We start from the raw sequence: 16642 nt of genomic DNA, 5'->3' as shown, positions 1-16642 counted from the left end.
CTCTTGCCTAATCAAGCGTAACTGCCGCTTGGAGGTTGAAGAGCATAATGTAAATTGAATTGTTCCAAATCGGAGACGTACACATTGCCATGTTGTTGCTTTGCGATTTTTTTCAAGTAAGCAGCTTGTTCCGAAATTTCGACCACTGATTGGAAGCGTATTGACGAACAATAAAGCCCAGCGAGTGAAATGGTTAGATCGGGAGTCTCTGGGTTTTTCTTCAGCTTCTGATAGAATTCTTCAACAGAAACGGAAAATTGTTGTTTGATGTAAGAAGCAATCTCTTCTGCCGTGTAAATGGAGGCTACGATGATAAAGTCATCTCCGCCGATATGACCGATAAAGTCGTTCACATCCCCTTTATACGTCAGACTTTCACGCAACAGCTTGGCCGTATGCTGAATGATATGATCACCCATATCAAACCCAAACTGATCATTGAACCATTTGAATCGGTCCAGATCGCAATAAATTACCGCAAATTCTTGATTCTGTTGGAGTCTGTTATTTAGTTCGCGTTCGATTCGCACATTGCCTGGAAGACCTGTTAATGGATTTGCGAACGTCGCCATCTCCAATTTGATGTTCGTCATTTTGTCGAGCAGGCTTTGGACAGATACGATTCCCACATAACGATGATTGGAGTCGACCGCGATAATCACATCGTAAAGATGAAAGGCATCCCGGGCCATTGCCCTCTTAGCCACTTCCTCCATATTTTCATTCTTGTAAACAATCAAAGGTGACGCATTCATCATTTGTGAAACAGAACGCTCATAGTAGAGGGCGATACCGTATTGTCCCCCTAATACTTGATATAGCTGAAATCTCATGACAAGACCGATTGGGATCTCTTGATCCAAAATGATAATACTGTCCACCCGTTGATTCTGTTCAAACAACTGGTGAATCTGTCGTACCTTGGTATACCGATCTACACAAATCGTTTTGGTGATAATATCTCCAATGTCGAATGGATCAACCCGAAAAAGAGCATTGGTACGACGTTGATCCTGAATCGTCCGAATGAAGTTCATCGCCTCGCCGGACAATTGTGTTAACCCCTTGGCTGGCTTCCCCAAATAATACCCCTGCCCATAATTCACCCCAAGCTCGATCAAGGTTTGCAGTTCTCCCTCCGTTTCAATCCCCTCTGCAATGATTTTGCATTTTACCTTTTCTGCGAATTGTACAATCGTCTCGAGCAATGCTTGCTTAATCGAATCAATATCGATATTACGGATCAGTGACATGTCCAACTTAATAAAGTCCGGATAAATCTCCGCGATGGATTCCAAACTGGAGTAACCGGCGCCAGCGTCATCCACCGCAATGAGAAAGCCCTTGCGCCTGTATTCTTCGATAATTTTACGAAATACCCGATAATTCGTAATCGCATGACGTTCCGTTATCTCCAAGACAATGTTATTCGGGTGAAGCCCGAGCGCTTCCAGGTCCTTGTACAAAGTCCCTCTCAACAAATAGGGATCGTCAATTGCTCTCGGGTCCAGATTAATAAAAAGCTTTTGGTTGTGGTTCAAATAACGCAGCTTCTCCAAGGCGCGCCTTCTGCAGATGCTTTCCAGGCGAAAAACGGTTTCCGTCTCGTCTGCATAAGCAAACAGTGTGGCGGGTGAATAAAAAGGGGAATTCTCTGGTCCTCGCGCCAATGCCTCCCAACCAAGAGGTTCACCATCTTGAAGGGAGACAATTGGCATATACAGCATATGAATGGATTCTTCCTGAAGGAGCTTGTGAAACTGTGTGATGTGACTGTATTTTTCCGATGTCAAGCCATACTTCGCCATGTGAACAGCATGTTTTACACAGGTGTACATCTCTTTCACGACATCTTCACCTGGGAGCTCCGAATAACCGATATGTATTTTCAAATCTTCTCGATTGACAAAAGAAATTTGTTGATTTAACAGCATCTCCACCAAGTCTTGAAAACTGATGGACAAGAGACGAAACTCTTCATCATCCATTTCTTTGGGGAAAGAAGCATAAATCGCAAAATCATCCCCGAACAGCTTCTGGATTCCCAGCAGATTGCCTTTGATCCGAAACAGACGTTCTGCAGCGGTTTGAACCACTTTCTCAAATCGATTCAGTACCCTTTTGGCGAATAGATCACCATAACGAAGCTCGATCTCCGTCATTTTTACAATATCCACATAAAATAAAAGAACAGAAGATCCTGAAGCAACTTCCTGACTAATCAGTGACTTCAAACGAAATTTCTTTTCCGTCCATACAATCGGATGCTGATGCAGTTTATGCCACAACCTCGAAAACATGGGGATATTCCTCCTTCACTCCCTCGTTCAATTATGGCAAGCTTCTGTAAAGTGATTGTAAACAGTTGGTTAATATTCGATAAAAATTGACAAATAGTGGCTAAGACAAGACTTCGTCCCTGTCCGCTCCGTTCACTTCAGAAGGGAGTCGACAAGAAAATCACTTGGTTTCTCAATGGCGTAAAGAATGCCGACTCTTTTCCTTCCTACGTTCTCTACGCTTAGTTTCGCTTAAAAGGAGCTAAGAGTGACGATGTCTTGTCTTCAGTGGGCTTACGCGAAGGAGGAATGTTAAATTACATTACCTCTGTAATGCAATTTAACATTCCGATGTAATAAAAAAAGATCACCTGACCCCAGGTGATCTCCTCATTCATTACCTCTTCTGTAACTCGCTATTTACATATAGACGGTCGTTCTTGACTATATCCTCATAGGTCTCTCGTTCGACAACTACTCGCGCCTGGCCGTCTCGCACGAATACTACTGCGGGACGAGTAATTCGATTGTAGTTGTTGGACATGGAATAACCATAAGCTCCCGTGCAGGATACCGCCAGAATATCTCCTGCTTTTACTTCAGGCAGTTGAATGTCCCAAATCAGCATATCCCCGGTTTCACAGCATTTTCCGGCCACTGATACCGTTTCGGTCGCTTTATCATTCATTCGATTGGCAACTGCCGCTTCATACTGCGCCTGATAAAGAGCTGGACGCAGATTATCGGTCATCCCGCCGTTCACGGAAACATACTTGCGCACACCAGGGATTTCTTTGGTCGATCCCAATTGATAAAGCGTCGTACCTGCCTCCCCGATGATACTTCTGCCTGGTTCAATCCATAACTCAGGAATCGGCAAGCTGTACTGATCAAATGTGCGCCGTACCGTAGTTGTAATTGCGTTCACGTAATCCTTTGGTTGCAGTGGCGTATCGCCTTCCAAGTAGCGAATTCCAAACCCGCCCCCTACATTTAGTACCGTAGAGACGAAGTTATGGCGCGTTCTTGCTTCATTGAGCATTTCGGCAATCGTTTCAATGGCGATAACAAATCCGTCCGTTTCAAAAATTTGAGAACCAATATGCGAATGTACGCCTAATAATTGCAGGTGAGGACTTTCTTGACAGAAGCGAATCGCTTCAAGTGCTTGCCCACTCATGACGTCGAATCCGAATTTGGAGTCTTGCTGTCCTGTTGAAATATATTCATGCGTATGAGCCTCTACTCCAGGGGTAATTCGCAAAAGGACGACTACTTGCTGGTTCCGGAGTTCAGCCTGTTCTCGCAATACTAACAATTCATAAAAATTATCAGCCACAAAGCATCCAATTCCGGCGTCGAGGCCCATGTTAATCTCTTCTAAAGACTTATTGTTTCCATGGAAGTGAATCCGCTCGCTAGGGAAACCGGCTTGCAAGGCTGTATATAATTCGCCACCTGAGACGACATCCAGAGATAAACCTTCTTCCTCCACAAGTTTGCACATCGCCAGTGTACAAAATGCTTTGCTCGCATAGGCAACTTGGAAGGAAAAGCCACTCTCTTGGAAAGCTTGCATATAAGCACGACACTTTTGACGAATGAGTTCTTCATCATAAACATAAAGCGGGGTACAAAATTCTTGAGCCAAACGAGTAGTATCATATCCGCCAATTTCTAGATGTCCTTTATCGTTAATACAACTTGTGCCATGCAAATACATCTACATTTCCTCCTTAAGCAACTGCTCGCTTCAATGATGGCTTATGACAGATATAGCAAAGCAACTGACGTCTTCCGCCAGTTGCTTCATATCCATTAATATACCATGCGCACGAATGCATTGACAATGGGTACTTTCATACTTGGTGTATAAATATTCACTGTCGTGAACGATCTTGAGGCCTTACTATACTTGGACGTCTATTGGTTAACGGCACTGCCATTCGGATAAAGATGGTTTTAAACGCTTCATAATCAAACGGTACAAATGGATATAGGTATGGTGTATCGAACGAACGGGTTAGCGCCAGCGTCAATAAAATACCGGCTAGACCAATCATGAATCCCGTAACCGAGAAAAAGCCAACCATCAACGTGAGGAAAATCCTTACCAAGCGAATCGATAATCCCAATTCATAGCTTGGTGTGGCAAAGGTTCCAATTGCCGCAATCGCAATATACAATATGACCTCAGGTGAGAACAGTCCCACTTGAATGGCCACCTGACCGACCAGGATCGCTGCAATCAATCCTAGCGCTGTCGCTAAAGGAGTTGGCGTGTGAATGGCTGCCATTCGCATCAGATCCAGTCCTATTTCCGCAACCATAAACTGAACAAGTAGTGGAATGGCCCCGTCTTTTTTGATACCGAGAAAATCGAGACCCTCCGGAATCAGGATCGGATGCATCACCATTAGCAGCCATAGTGGCACCATGAACATAGACATAAAAATCCCAATGAACCGAACCCATCGCAGATATGCTCCGACAACAGGCCGTTGCCTGAATTCCTCCGCATGCTGAACATGATGGAAGAAGGTGGTGGGTGTAATCATGACACTAGGCGATGTGTCTACAAAAATTAAAATATGACCTTCGAGTAGGTGAACGGCCGCCACATCCGGTCGCTCTGTGTAACGGACAAGCGGGAATGGATTCCACGATTTGCCGAGAATAAATTCTTCTACCGTTTTCTCCGCCATCGGTATTCCATCAATCTTGATTTCCTGCATTTTTTCCTTGAGACGACTTAGCAGTTTGGGATTCGCTACGTCATGCAGGTAGGCAATCGCTACATCCGTCTTGGAACGGTCGCCGATTTTCATAATTTCGAACCGCAGTCGCTCATCGCGTAAACGTCTGCGCGTCAAGGCCGTATTCGTTACCAGCGTCTCGGTGAACCCGTCGTGGGCACCTCTTACTACCCTTTCCAAATCTGGTTCTTCTGGCTGGCGTCCAGGTAAAATCTTGGTATCGAGGATGAGTCCTTTGGTCTCTCCTTCAATAATTAACCCAACCTGGCCTACCAATACCATGTCGATAAATTCACCGCTAGTCTCCACTTTGGTAATTTGAAAGTAGGGAATGTATTTGGTATACAAACGATTTAGGGTATCTCCCTCAAGCTCGCCTTCCTTCAAATCGTTTAAATCCCGTAAGATCATGGTCACCAGATGGCTGTCAGCAAACCCGTTAATGTAATACAAAAGAATCCGTTTATGATCATACTCTAACTCGTGCAAACCAATATCGAAGCTGTCTCCAACACCCATTGTCTTATTTAAATAGGCTTTATTCGTTTCAATGTTGTCGCAGATTGGTTGTTTCTCTGTTGTTTGAGCTGACATGAAACTCACTCCTTTCGAGAATCCATTCAACAGCTTTTTGCGTCACAGGAGCTCCGTATCGGATATGATCCTTTCCTTGCATCTTCCCGATATCCCCGATTCCGATGACGTTCGGTATGCTGTACTTGCCAAGGATATCGACTGTATCTCCATAGATATAATTCTCGAGTGATTTATCGGCATAGCCGTCTTTGTCGACCCCATCATCAACTAATTTGCCTTCATTCGTGATGGAATACTCTACCTTCGTTCCGTCAACCAGCTTCGTATGTGAGGCGACCGCAATAGCTCCAATGATTTCCACATCAGGTGACGACACTAGATGCTCCACTGCTTGCTCTCCCGCTCCCATTCCGTAATGGCCATTATCGTCTACCATGACAAAAACCGGATCACATGCTGCCTGTTTGACCAATTCCACGATTTGCGGCCCGGATAAAGGAGTCGGGTTTCCTGCCGAAAGAGAAATACACCGCCCGCCGACTTGTCTTGCCACTTGCTCAACTACTTTTTGAGCAACGTAATCTCCATCCGTAACAAGAATGATTTTGCGACGGTTACGAATCACGGTGCATCCGCCTCCTCTCTTCCTTAACCTCTAGGTTTGAATACAAGGGAAGCCAGAAAACCGAATACGATAGCAGCCGATATTCCCGCGCTAGTCACTTCAAAAATACCCGTAATAACTCCCATCACCCCATCGCGCTGGGCTTCTTCAATCGCCCCGTGATACAAAGCATGACCAAAACTGGTGATCGGCACTGTGGCACCCGCTCCGGCAAAGTCAATAAATTTGTCGTAAACTCCAATAAAATCTAGTACCACACCTGTAACCACTAACGTGCTCATCACATGAGCAGGGGTTAGCTTGGCCACATCCATCAACAATTGACCCGCGACACAAATCAATCCACCTACAACAAAAGCAATGATATACTCCACCCTGTATCCGCCTTTCTTTACTGAGCTTCAAAAGCAACCGCATGGGCGACGCACGGAATTGAGTTTCCTTGTTGATAACTAACCGGGCTAAGCAATGCCCCTGTCGCCACGACGAGGACCTTCTTATATACGCCTTTTGCCATCTGATCCATGATAAAGCCGTATGTGACGGTTGCACTGCTGGCACATCCACTTGCTCCGGCAAATACCTCTTGATCCGGTGAATAGATCATTAATCCACAGTCGTTATATACATGATCCAGATCATAGCCTTGATTCAACATCACTTCTTTGGTGATCGAAAACCCTACTTGGGCTAAATCACCTGTGACAATTAAGTCATAATCGTTTGGTTTACGATTCGTATCTTCAAAATGTTTGATCATAGTTGAGACTGCCGCAGGAGCCATGGCCGCTCCCATATCAAATGGATCCTTTATCCCCATATCGACAACCTGTCCGATAGTAGCATGGGTGATTCTCGGCCCCTTGCCGCCAATTCCTACCACAGCGGCTCCTGCACCAGTGACCGTCCATTGGGCGTACGGCGGTTTTTGCCCACCATATTCGGTTGGATAGCGAAATTGTCTTTCGGCCGTCGCATTGTGGCTGCTGCAGGCGGCGATCACGTAATTGGAGAAACCTGCGCATACAAGAGCGGCTGCGTTAGCCAAGGTTAACATGGAAGTGGAGCACGCCCCGAACATGCCCATCAAAGGAATATGTACTTTTTCCGCAGTGAAGTTGGCTGTAATGATTTGATTTAATAAATCACCCGCCAGAATCAGATCGATCTCGTTTTCTGTTAGGTTCGCCTTCTGCATGGACAATCGAACCGCATCCTCCATTAACTGTTTTTCAGCCATCTCCCAAGAATCCTGACCGCAGTACAAATCCGGGTAAATTTTATCAAAGAAGGAAGCGAGCGGTCCTTCCCCTTCCTTGGGACCCACGGTCGTTGCACTCGCTTGTACCCGTACGTCCTCATTAAATCTCCAAGTCTGACGTCCGAGGCGTCCCTGATTCTTAACCGGTGTCGAACTCATGTTCATTCCACCTTTCTTACCTTTGCTTAAATCATGCCAAACAAGCTCTTGATGAGAGCTCCGATAAAAGCAGCGACGACACCGAACACAATCACAGAACCAGCTAATTTAAACATATTCCCGCCTACTCCCAGCACATATCCCTCACTCCGATGCTCAATAGCGGCTGAAGCGATCGAGTTGGCAAACCCCGTAACCGGAACAGCTGAGCCTGCCCCCGCATATTGGCCAATATTATCGTAAATCCCGAATCCAGTGAGAAGAGTAGCGATAAAAATCAAAGTCGCAACCGTTGGATTTCCGGCCGTCTTCTCGGTGAAATTGAAGAAATGTATATAGAAATTTTGGATCGCTTGACCCAGAAGGCAAATCGTTCCACCCACCCAAAAAGCTCGAAATGTGTTCAGCCAAATATCCCGTTTCGGTCGAAACTTCGCAGCCTGCTGTTGATAGAGAGCTTGAGTCATCTCCATTTTGGAGTTTTTCGTTTTAGTTGCCATAACGGTACCTCTCTTTCTCCTATGTTTTATCTTAGGTTTAGTTTTTCGCTTCCCAATCATTCTATAAGCCTTTCCTTTTGCCAAATCATAGTTGAAATAACCACTGGAGGATAGAACCGATCACTTTTCCCAAGACCATCGCCATTAAAAATGCAAGGATATATTGGTCCATACTCAACCGCTTGGCTAAGATCGGAAACACATTTAATACTTCTGTCAAACCAGCCGCCAGTGTCCCTACAAACACACCTGCAAACACCCCGTATATAACCATGCTGATTCCCGGGAGTCTGAAGACGAGAGCAAAAAAATCAAGGACAGTAAAGAAAATAGCACCAAGCACCAAAGCCCACTCATACCACCTGATATAGCGTATGGAATTGGTTAATTGCGTAAGTCTGGGAATGATGTCAAGTACAGTGATAAAGGCAACCAGACCGCTTCCCACTGCGAATCCTCCAGACAAACCAATAAACACGAGGATAATGGAACGGATGATCATCATAGCTTGGTTCGCTCATTTTCCTTATTTTCGTGCTGGATATAGAATTGATCGAGATTCTGCTGATACAAGAACAGTTCCACTTCCAGTGGACTTGGTTCTTCATTAATTCGCTTGCGAAAAATATGATTAAAAAATAGAACCATCCCTAATCCAACACCAATTGAATACGGAATTTGCAAAATCAAAGGCTGATTGTTTGTCTGTCCGGTCAGCAGATAGTAAATCCTTTGATGCACCTGCAGCATACTCACGTCCGTATGAAAGTTCATGATGGCTAGTCCAGAGCCAATAAACAAAATGAACCAAACAACGGCCACTAACCACACATTCGCCACTTTGCGCGGATTGTTCACTTCCACAATAATCTGTGGGGAACCTTGAACCTCCAAGATCAGTTTCGGATCAAGCTGTTTCAGCTTCTCGATCACTTGCATGATGTCTATAATGATTAAGTCTCCGTCTTCAGGTTTTACTTGGTAGATGGGTATACGTCCTAGTGTCTCTTCGGTAACCCCATCACAAAAAAGCTGACAGATATCCCCCAAGCAGATGACGGATTGTGGTTTCACCGATAGTTTTTTTCGTAGTTTCAGGAATAAAGGTTGATCCAACATCAACTCCCCCTTTTCTCCCAAGGTACTTGCTAGTATGCGCCTTGTAGCCCTGTTTATCCCATGGGATCTACTGTAAAATACATGTAACCATCCTATCAAAATAAAAAACCAGAAAGAGCTAATGCTCAATCTGGTCTTTAATGGTTTGTAAAATTCGTTTTTCCAGCCGGGACACCTGCACCTGCGATATCCCTAACCGCTCCGCTACTTCGGATTGAGTGAAATCCTTGTAATAGCGCAAGTAGACAATTAACTGTTCTCGCTCGGTCAACTTGCTGATGGCATCCTTCAAGGCAATCTTATCAAACCATTTGCCTATACTTTCATCTGCAATTTGATCGATTAAGGTAATTGGATCTCCATCATTTTCAAATACGGTTTCGTGGATGGATGAAGGAGCTCGACTAGCTTCCTGGGCAAAAACGACTTCTTCAGGTGTAATGGATAAAGCTTCCGCTACTTCCGCAATCGTTGGAGAACGGCCAAAATGCTTGTATAATTCATCTTTTACACGGCGCACTTTATTAGCGGTCTCCTTAAGGGAACGGCTCACCTTAACGGTACCGTCATCCCGAAGGAATCGTTGGATTTCTCCAATGATCATGGGTACAGCGTAAGTCGAAAACTTCACATCATACGCGAGATCAAACTTATCAACGGCTTTTAACAATCCGATGCAGCCAATTTGAAACAAGTCATCCGCTTCATATCCACGATTGATAAAACGCTGGACAACTGACCAAACTAGACGAATATTGCTATTGACGAGCAGTTCTCTAGAATCGTTATCTCCGGCTTGACTTTTTGCGATTAACTCCTTGACTTGGTCATTCGTCAGAAATGGGTGACTGGCATTTTTGATATCGGCTCCCATGGCATTACCCCTAATTATTCTGAACAGCTTTAGTTAAGGTGAGTTGTTTCACCATACGAATTTTCGTACCTTTATCCACACCTGTAATGACCTCGATTGAATCCATAAAATTCTCCATAATCGTAAATCCCATCCCTGAGCGCTCGAGTTCTGGCTTGGAGGTATACAGCGGTTGCATGGCCAAATTTACATCTTCAATTCCTTTTCCGTGATCCTCGATGCAAAGTTCTACTTCACCATCTTGCAAACTTACCTGAATATGGACAATACCCTCTGGATTTTCCTCATAACCGTGGATAATCGCATTCGTCACTCCTTCAGATACAACTGTTTTGATTTCTTCCAGTTCTTCCATGGTGATATCCAATTGCGAGATAAAAGAAGCTACCGAGATTCGGGCAAATGCTTCATTCTGGCTGAGAGCGGCAAATTGCAGCTGCATAAAATTGCGGATACTCATCTTACGCCACCCCCAATACGGATAAAGCTTCTACTTCGTTCTCTTTAAACTTGATGACCTTAAACAAGCCGGACATTTCAAAAATCCGCTGAATCGTCGGGTTAATGGAACATACGAACATTTCTCCAGAACGTGAGGAGATCTGCTTCAGACGTCCTAAAATAACACCAATTCCTGAGCTGTCCATGAATTCCAAATCAGCCAGGCTTAAGACAATATGACGGATCTCTGTATTCCTCAAAACCTCATCTACCTGATTGCGCAGTTCCAAAGCTGTATGATGATCCAAATCCCCTTGAAGACGCACAATGAGTACGTCGTTCTTTGTTTCCATACTGATCCCTAGACTCATATCTGAAAGCACTCTCCTTCTGCCCGTTGATACTCTCTTTTTCTCCAACCCTTTATCCAATTCCTCCCAGTCGACAAAAGAACAAAAAAACCGAGACGCCTTCTCTGATATTTCGAGGCATCTCGATTCTTTTCGCGATTTTTACGTGCTGTTTACTCGGGAAGAAAAAAGATCTTCTTAGTTGTACGCTTAAAGATATCCCACATGCCTGCTTTTTCTACTGTCATTTCCGGATACAAATCGATTTTCGTGACGGTTTTGCCATCCTTCTTAATGAAAATATGACCTACTACATCCGTTTTTTTCAGAGGAGCTTTCCTGGAATTCTCTAAAACGATTTCCTTGGTGTACTGATCTGCTTTCTCCCCTTTCTTGGTGAGTAAACTAACAGATTGTGTTGTCACTATGTTGACCTTTGTAACCTTTCCCTTATCGATCCGCAGAGGTTGAATCACTTCCCCTTTTTTATAAACAGGGAACACTTGATAATGATTGAACGCATAGTTAAACATCGCTGTGACCTCACCATTACGCGTCTTGGTATCTGGCTCTCCAAGAACGACAGCGATTACACGCATGTTATTTTTCTTGGCCGTTGCGGTTAAGCAATACTTGGCTTCCGAGGTATATCCCGTTTTGATACCATCTACTCCATCATAAAAGCGAACAAGACGATTCGTATTCACTAACCAGAACGGATTAGAGGTATTTTTTCTCAGGTAATCCTGATAGGTTCCCGTAAACTTCGTGATGTGTTCGTGTTTAAGAAGCTCCCGAGACATAATCGCAATATCCATCGCAGTTGAATAGTGATTCGGAGCTGGTAGACCATTAGAATTAACAAAATGGGTATTATTCATTTTCAATTGTTTCGCCCGCTCATTCATCTTGGCGACAAACGCTTCTTCAGTACCGCCAATATGTTCTGCCATAGCAACTGACGCATCGTTACCTGAAGCTATGGATATTCCCTTAATCATATCTTCAACCGTCATTTCTTCACCCGGCTGAAGGAAGATCTGAGAACCACCCATCGAAGCGGCGCGCTCACTCGTCCGAACCTTATCCGTCATTTTTAATTCACTGCGTTCAATCGCCTCCATGATTAACAGAAGCGTCATCACCTTGGTGATGCTGGCTGGCGGAAGTTTTTCATTGGAATTCTTATCGTATAACACCGTTCCCGAATCCATCTCCAGAAGCACTGCTGATTTGGCACTAGGTGAAAGTTTGAGCGTTTGCTCTTGTTCTTGTGCAGCGTAGGCTGACGAGGAAAAGAAGACGAAACACGTAATACAAGTAATCAAAAGACGCAACAATCTCTTCATAACGCTCTCTTCCCTCCATTTCATGATCCTATTCTCTCCGATTCAAAAGGAAAATATTCACATAAAAGAAGAAAGAGAAGAAGACCCCTTCGTATTCCCACGAAAGGGTCTTCTCCCATCAATTAAACCTGAAATCTTCTTACACTCTCTGTCAAATCATCTGCCAGGTTTTTCAAGTCTTCCACACTCTCATTGATTCGCGCAATCGAATTAAACTGATCATCCACCGTCTCTACAACCCCGGATATCGATTCATTGATATCGTCTGACATCGATGCCAATCGAACCATGGAGCTTGTGACAATCTGATTGCCGGCAGCCATCTCTTCCGCGGTAGCCGTCATAGATTCTCCCTGCTCAGCTGCTGCTTGAATATCGGCAAGAATAGCTTGGAAGGATTGTCCCACAGATTCAACGGAATGAAGCCCTTGTGTAACCATCGTTACGATATGATCCATATTACTGCTCATCTCCATCGATTCATCATTGATAGAGCGAGCGATTTCAGCAATCTTCTCTGAGAATGTACTGCTCTCTTCCGCCAATTTGCGAACTTCTGTTGCTACGACGGAGAAGCCTTTGCCAGCTTCACCAGCTCTGGCTGCTTCGATGGCTGCATTCAGTGCAAGCAAATTGGTTTGCGAAGCGATGGAACGTATCATTTCAACAATACTGGTAATTTCTTTGGCACGATCCCGCATATTGTGCATGCGTTCAGCTGTCACTTCTACTTCATTGCTCGCCGAACGTACATTGGTAATAACCTGATCAACCAACGCTTGACCTCCCTGAGCACGTTCATATGTACGCGATGTGGCAAGTGAGGTTTGTTCGGCTGCTACTGCCACCTGTTCAACACCCTGTGAAATTTCGCTGACCGTTGATGCGGCTCCCTGTACCTCTGTGGTTTGGACCTGTACCCGTTCAGAGATGGAGGAAATATTCGTGGAGATGATGTCAATCGCCTGCTTATTTCCTTGGGCAAATACATTCAGGTCATCGGCTGCGGTATTGAGCTGACTAGCTTGTCCTTGTACTAACGAAATGATTTGCCGCAACTCTGTTACCATCTCGTTCATCGAGGTACCCAACTGGGCAAATTCATCGCTTCCTTTTACTTGTACCTGGACGCCAAGGTCACCTCGCCCAATTCGTTGCATGTCCTGCGAAATTCCGAATAATTGCGTACGAATTCGTTTGGCAAACCACCAAATTAAGAAGGAAGCGATTAGAATTACAGGAATACTGAAGATCCAGAATACCCCACCCATCGCGTTTACTTCTCCGTATACTTCGGACACTGGAGTGGTTAACACAATATTCCAGTGGAGCGACTTAATTGGAGCAAAAGCCGCAAAGGATGACACCCCGTTGTCATTGTAGATCACGCTGTTGCTTTGTTCCTTTTGCATGAATTGAAGCATTTCTTTGTAATGATCATCCTTGGATAGTTCAAGTTGATTGTTATTGTCTTGATTTCGGTGAGCAACGACAAGACCCGATTTATTTACGATAAACGCATATCCATCTTGCATGAACGGCATTTCTTTAACATCTTTTAGAAGGCTATTCAGGTTGAAGCCAACAATGAGAATACGAGCGTTATTGTCGTTGTTATCTCCTATTGGAGAAGCGATGTAAATGAAACTTTTTTCAGCGTTTCGAACGATCTCTTCGTCAGAAAACACAGTGGTTTTGTTATCATGGGCTTGTTTGAAATAACCCTTGGTTGTAAAGTCGATATCCGATTTACCGGTTAAGGAATAGAGCGCTTTCCCAGTATTTCCATCTACTAAGTACACTCTCGTAATTTCTCGATGGGATTGAGTTAACAGATGGAACTGTTCTTTTATCAACTGATCCAAGTCCGTAGTCATTACCCTTTTGGAAGCGGCTGATTTTGTGCTTTCTGAAATTCCTTCCAACCAGGAATCAATAGTGGAACTGTGTTGTTCAGCCAACATCTTGGCTTGTTTGGATGTAATGTCGATTAGGGTCCCTTTGGAATAAGACAATGCAATCACTTGCAAAGAAACGATGATGACTAAAACTAGCAGAACCCCAAACACAATCATTTTTTTGGCAATCGAATTACTAACTAAATTGGTTAAAGTAAAAGGAAGCTTCAACTTTCCATTACTTTTTCCGATGGCTCGCTGTGATCGTTGTTTCATACTTTTAAAAGAGTTCACGATCTTCCCCAAGCTGCTCGCCCCCCCCTTAGTTGATTGAAAACAATTGATACTAACGACTGTAACTCAGAATTTTTCTTCAATTAAATTAAAAAAAGGTCTGTAAATTTAAATTTATATGTACATTCTCTATTTTTCCACAAATTCCTACTTATGATATGAAAAAAATTAAGAAAGTTTTAAAAGGATACCTCAGAACGAGGTATCCTTTTCACATTTCTAGTTGTTATACAAATGGCAAGCTGTGAAATGACCAGGCTCAATCTCACGCCAAACCGGTTCAGCAGCCGCACATTCCGGCATTGCTTTTGGACAACGTGTACGGAAATGGCAACCACTCGGAGGATTCATCGGACTAGGTACATCCCCTTCTAACACGATGCGTTCTCTTTTGCGCTCAATTTCCGGATCTGGAATTGGAATCGCTGATAACAATGCTTGGGTGTATGGATGCAACGGTTTTTCGTACAGTTTATCCGCATCAGCAAGTTCGACCATTTTGCCCAAGTACATAACCCCTACACGGTCAGAAATATATTTCACCATGGACAGGTCATGCGCGATGAACATGTAAGTCAAGCCCATTTTTTCTTGCAGTTGTTCAAGAAGGTTTACAACTTGCGCTTGAACGGATACGTCCAATGCGGAAATCGGCTCGTCACACACAATGAATTTTGGTTCAACAGCAAGGGCTCGAGCAATCCCGATCCGCTGACGTTGTCCACCAGAGAACTCATGCGGGAAGCGGTTAATATGCTCTGGGTTCAAACTAACCAAAGAGAGTAATTCCTGAATACGCTCTTTGCGCTTTTGACCTGTTGCCAAACCATGGATATCCAAGGCTTCCCCGATGATGTCCCCAACCGTCATACGAGGGTTAAGTGATGCATACGGATCTTGGAAAATCATCTGCATGCTACGACGCATTTCTTTCATCTCATGTTGGTTCAACTTGGTTACGTCTTTACCTTCAAAGAGAACTTGACCCTCGGTTGGCTCATATAAGCGAAGGATCGTGCGGCCCGCGGTAGATTTACCACAACCAGACTCCCCTACAATACCAAGGGTTTCCCCACGCTTAATTCCAAATGAAATATCGTTAACAGCTTTTAGTTCTTTATCGCCGATTTTGAAGTATTTTTTCAGGTTTTTGACTTCAAGTAGGTAATCTTTATTATCCAAGACTGCCCCTCCTTTCTATGATCAAACGCGACCTTGCGCTAGAGGATGTTGTAACCAGCACGCGCAATGTTGTGTCTTGCTGATTTCATTTAATTCCGGATCAGCTTCTTGGCAAATACGCATTGCGGACTCACAACGAGCTGTGAAGCCACAACCTACTGGCGGACGCAGCAAATCAGGAGGCGTACCAAAAATCGGTGTTAATGGCTCATCTTTGTTCAAGTCAAGACGAGGCACTGAACGGAGCAAACCTTTGGTATACGGATGTTGAGGATTATAGAATACCTCATCTACTGTACCTGTTTCGATTACTTTTCCTGCATACATAACAATTACGCGCTCACACATTTCGGCAACAACGCCCAAATCGTGGGTGATCATGATGATGGAAGTACCCATTTTCTTTTGCAGGTCTTTCATCAATTCAAGAATTTGCGCTTGAATCGTTACGTCAAGTGCGGTTGTTGGTTCATCGGCAATCAACAACTTCGGAGAACATGCGAGAGAAATCGCGATCATGGCGCGTTGTCTCATACCACCAGAAAACTCATGTGGATATTGAGTGATGCGTTTTTCTGGTTGAGGAATCCCTACGATTTCCAACAATTCAATCGAGCGCTGACGAGCTGCGGATTTGGACATTTTTTGGTGCTTAATCAAACCTTCCATGATCTGATTACCAATTGTCATGGTTGGGTTAAGAGATGTCATTGGATCTTGGAAAATCATCCCGATATCTTTACCGCGAATGGACTCCATCTCTTTATTGCTTTTCTTTACAAGGTCTTGACCATTGAAAATAATCTGACCCTTTTTAATATCGCCCGGAGGCATCGGAATTAGTTTCATCAAAGATTGTGCCGTAACGGATTTACCACAACCGGACTCCCCTACAATCGCAACGGCTTCGCCACGATTTACATGGAAGTTTACGCCTCGAACTGCTTTTACTTCGCCGGCATAGGTATGGAAGGATACGTGCAGATCTTTTACTTCTAAGATTTTATCATCCATGTCT

Annotated in this window: 16 protein-coding genes; all 16 read right to left on the bottom strand. The window is 44.2% G+C overall.

The annotated features are described in order from the left end of the window. Window positions 1-11: 11 nt before the first annotated feature. The gene (locus tag ACQCN2_RS03965; RefSeq protein WP_426927602.1) at window positions 12-2300 is read right to left on the bottom strand and encodes a GGDEF domain-containing protein; all 2289 of its coding nucleotides are present in this window, start codon (window positions 2298-2300) and stop codon (window positions 12-14) included. Window positions 2301-2676: 376 nt separating this feature from the next. Next, entirely contained in the window at window positions 2677-4002 is a 1326-nt protein-coding gene (gene lysA, locus ACQCN2_RS03960; protein WP_426927601.1) for a diaminopimelate decarboxylase, read from the bottom strand. A gap of 157 nt (window positions 4003-4159) precedes the next feature. Continuing rightward, complete coding sequence (locus ACQCN2_RS03955; protein WP_426927600.1) at window positions 4160-5629, bottom strand: spore germination protein; 1470 nt, start codon at window positions 5627-5629, stop codon at window positions 4160-4162. Further along, complete coding sequence (gene spoVAEA, locus ACQCN2_RS03950) at window positions 5583-6197, bottom strand: stage V sporulation protein SpoVABEA (protein WP_426927599.1); 615 nt, start codon at window positions 6195-6197, stop codon at window positions 5583-5585. Before spoVAEA ends, ACQCN2_RS03955 begins: the two co-directional genes overlap by 47 nt. Before the next feature lie 23 nt (window positions 6198-6220). Further along, complete coding sequence (gene spoVAE, locus ACQCN2_RS03945) at window positions 6221-6571, bottom strand: stage V sporulation protein AE (RefSeq protein ID WP_426927598.1); 351 nt, start codon at window positions 6569-6571, stop codon at window positions 6221-6223. 17 nt (window positions 6572-6588) lie between these two features. Next, window positions 6589-7617, bottom strand: a complete 1029-nt coding sequence (spoVAD, locus tag ACQCN2_RS03940) for a stage V sporulation protein AD (protein WP_426927597.1) — start codon at window positions 7615-7617, stop codon at window positions 6589-6591. Window positions 7618-7643: 26 nt separating this feature from the next. Further along, window positions 7644-8117, bottom strand: a complete 474-nt coding sequence (gene spoVAC, locus ACQCN2_RS03935) for a stage V sporulation protein AC (RefSeq protein WP_426927596.1) — start codon at window positions 8115-8117, stop codon at window positions 7644-7646. 85 nt (window positions 8118-8202) lie between these two features. Beyond that, the gene (locus ACQCN2_RS03930) at window positions 8203-8622 is read right to left on the bottom strand and encodes a stage V sporulation protein AB (protein WP_426927595.1); all 420 of its coding nucleotides are present in this window, start codon (window positions 8620-8622) and stop codon (window positions 8203-8205) included. Further along, window positions 8619-9233: a stage V sporulation protein AA gene (locus tag ACQCN2_RS03925; RefSeq protein WP_426928161.1), complete on the bottom strand. Its 615-nt coding sequence runs from the start codon at window positions 9231-9233 to the stop codon at window positions 8619-8621. The genes ACQCN2_RS03930 and ACQCN2_RS03925 overlap by 4 nt, the downstream gene beginning before the upstream one ends. Before the next feature lie 121 nt (window positions 9234-9354). Beyond that, complete coding sequence (gene sigF / locus ACQCN2_RS03920; protein ID WP_426927594.1) at window positions 9355-10110, bottom strand: RNA polymerase sporulation sigma factor SigF; 756 nt, start codon at window positions 10108-10110, stop codon at window positions 9355-9357. A 10-nt stretch (window positions 10111-10120) separates the two neighbouring features. Then, window positions 10121-10570: an anti-sigma F factor gene (spoIIAB, locus tag ACQCN2_RS03915; RefSeq protein ID WP_426927593.1), complete on the bottom strand. Its 450-nt coding sequence runs from the start codon at window positions 10568-10570 to the stop codon at window positions 10121-10123. A gap of 1 nt (window position 10571) precedes the next feature. Continuing rightward, window positions 10572-10922 (bottom strand): anti-sigma F factor antagonist, encoded by a 351-nt coding sequence (gene spoIIAA / locus ACQCN2_RS03910; protein ID WP_426927592.1) that lies wholly within the window; start codon window positions 10920-10922, stop codon window positions 10572-10574. Between the two features lie 152 nt (window positions 10923-11074). Then, on the bottom strand, window positions 11075-12250 hold the full coding sequence (locus ACQCN2_RS03905) for a D-alanyl-D-alanine carboxypeptidase family protein (RefSeq protein ID WP_426927591.1): 1176 nt from the start codon (window positions 12248-12250) through the stop codon (window positions 11075-11077). A 122-nt stretch (window positions 12251-12372) separates the two neighbouring features. Then, the gene (locus tag ACQCN2_RS03900) at window positions 12373-14454 is read right to left on the bottom strand and encodes a methyl-accepting chemotaxis protein (RefSeq protein WP_426927590.1); all 2082 of its coding nucleotides are present in this window, start codon (window positions 14452-14454) and stop codon (window positions 12373-12375) included. A 207-nt stretch (window positions 14455-14661) separates the two neighbouring features. After that, window positions 14662-15624 carry an ABC transporter ATP-binding protein gene (locus ACQCN2_RS03895; RefSeq protein WP_426927589.1) on the bottom strand — a complete coding sequence of 321 codons (963 nt, stop codon included), beginning with the start codon at window positions 15622-15624 and terminating at the stop codon, window positions 14662-14664. A gap of 21 nt (window positions 15625-15645) precedes the next feature. Then, window positions 15646-16638: an ABC transporter ATP-binding protein gene (locus ACQCN2_RS03890; RefSeq protein WP_426927588.1), complete on the bottom strand. Its 993-nt coding sequence runs from the start codon at window positions 16636-16638 to the stop codon at window positions 15646-15648. Window positions 16639-16642: the final 4 nt, after the last annotated feature.

Source organism: Brevibacillus ginsengisoli (assembly GCF_050113715.1).
Taxonomy (GTDB): domain Bacteria; phylum Bacillota; class Bacilli; order Brevibacillales; family Brevibacillaceae; genus Brevibacillus_H; species Brevibacillus_H ginsengisoli.
The sequence above is the reverse complement of the archived record's forward strand: the minus strand, read 5'-3'. Positions and strand labels throughout refer to the sequence as shown.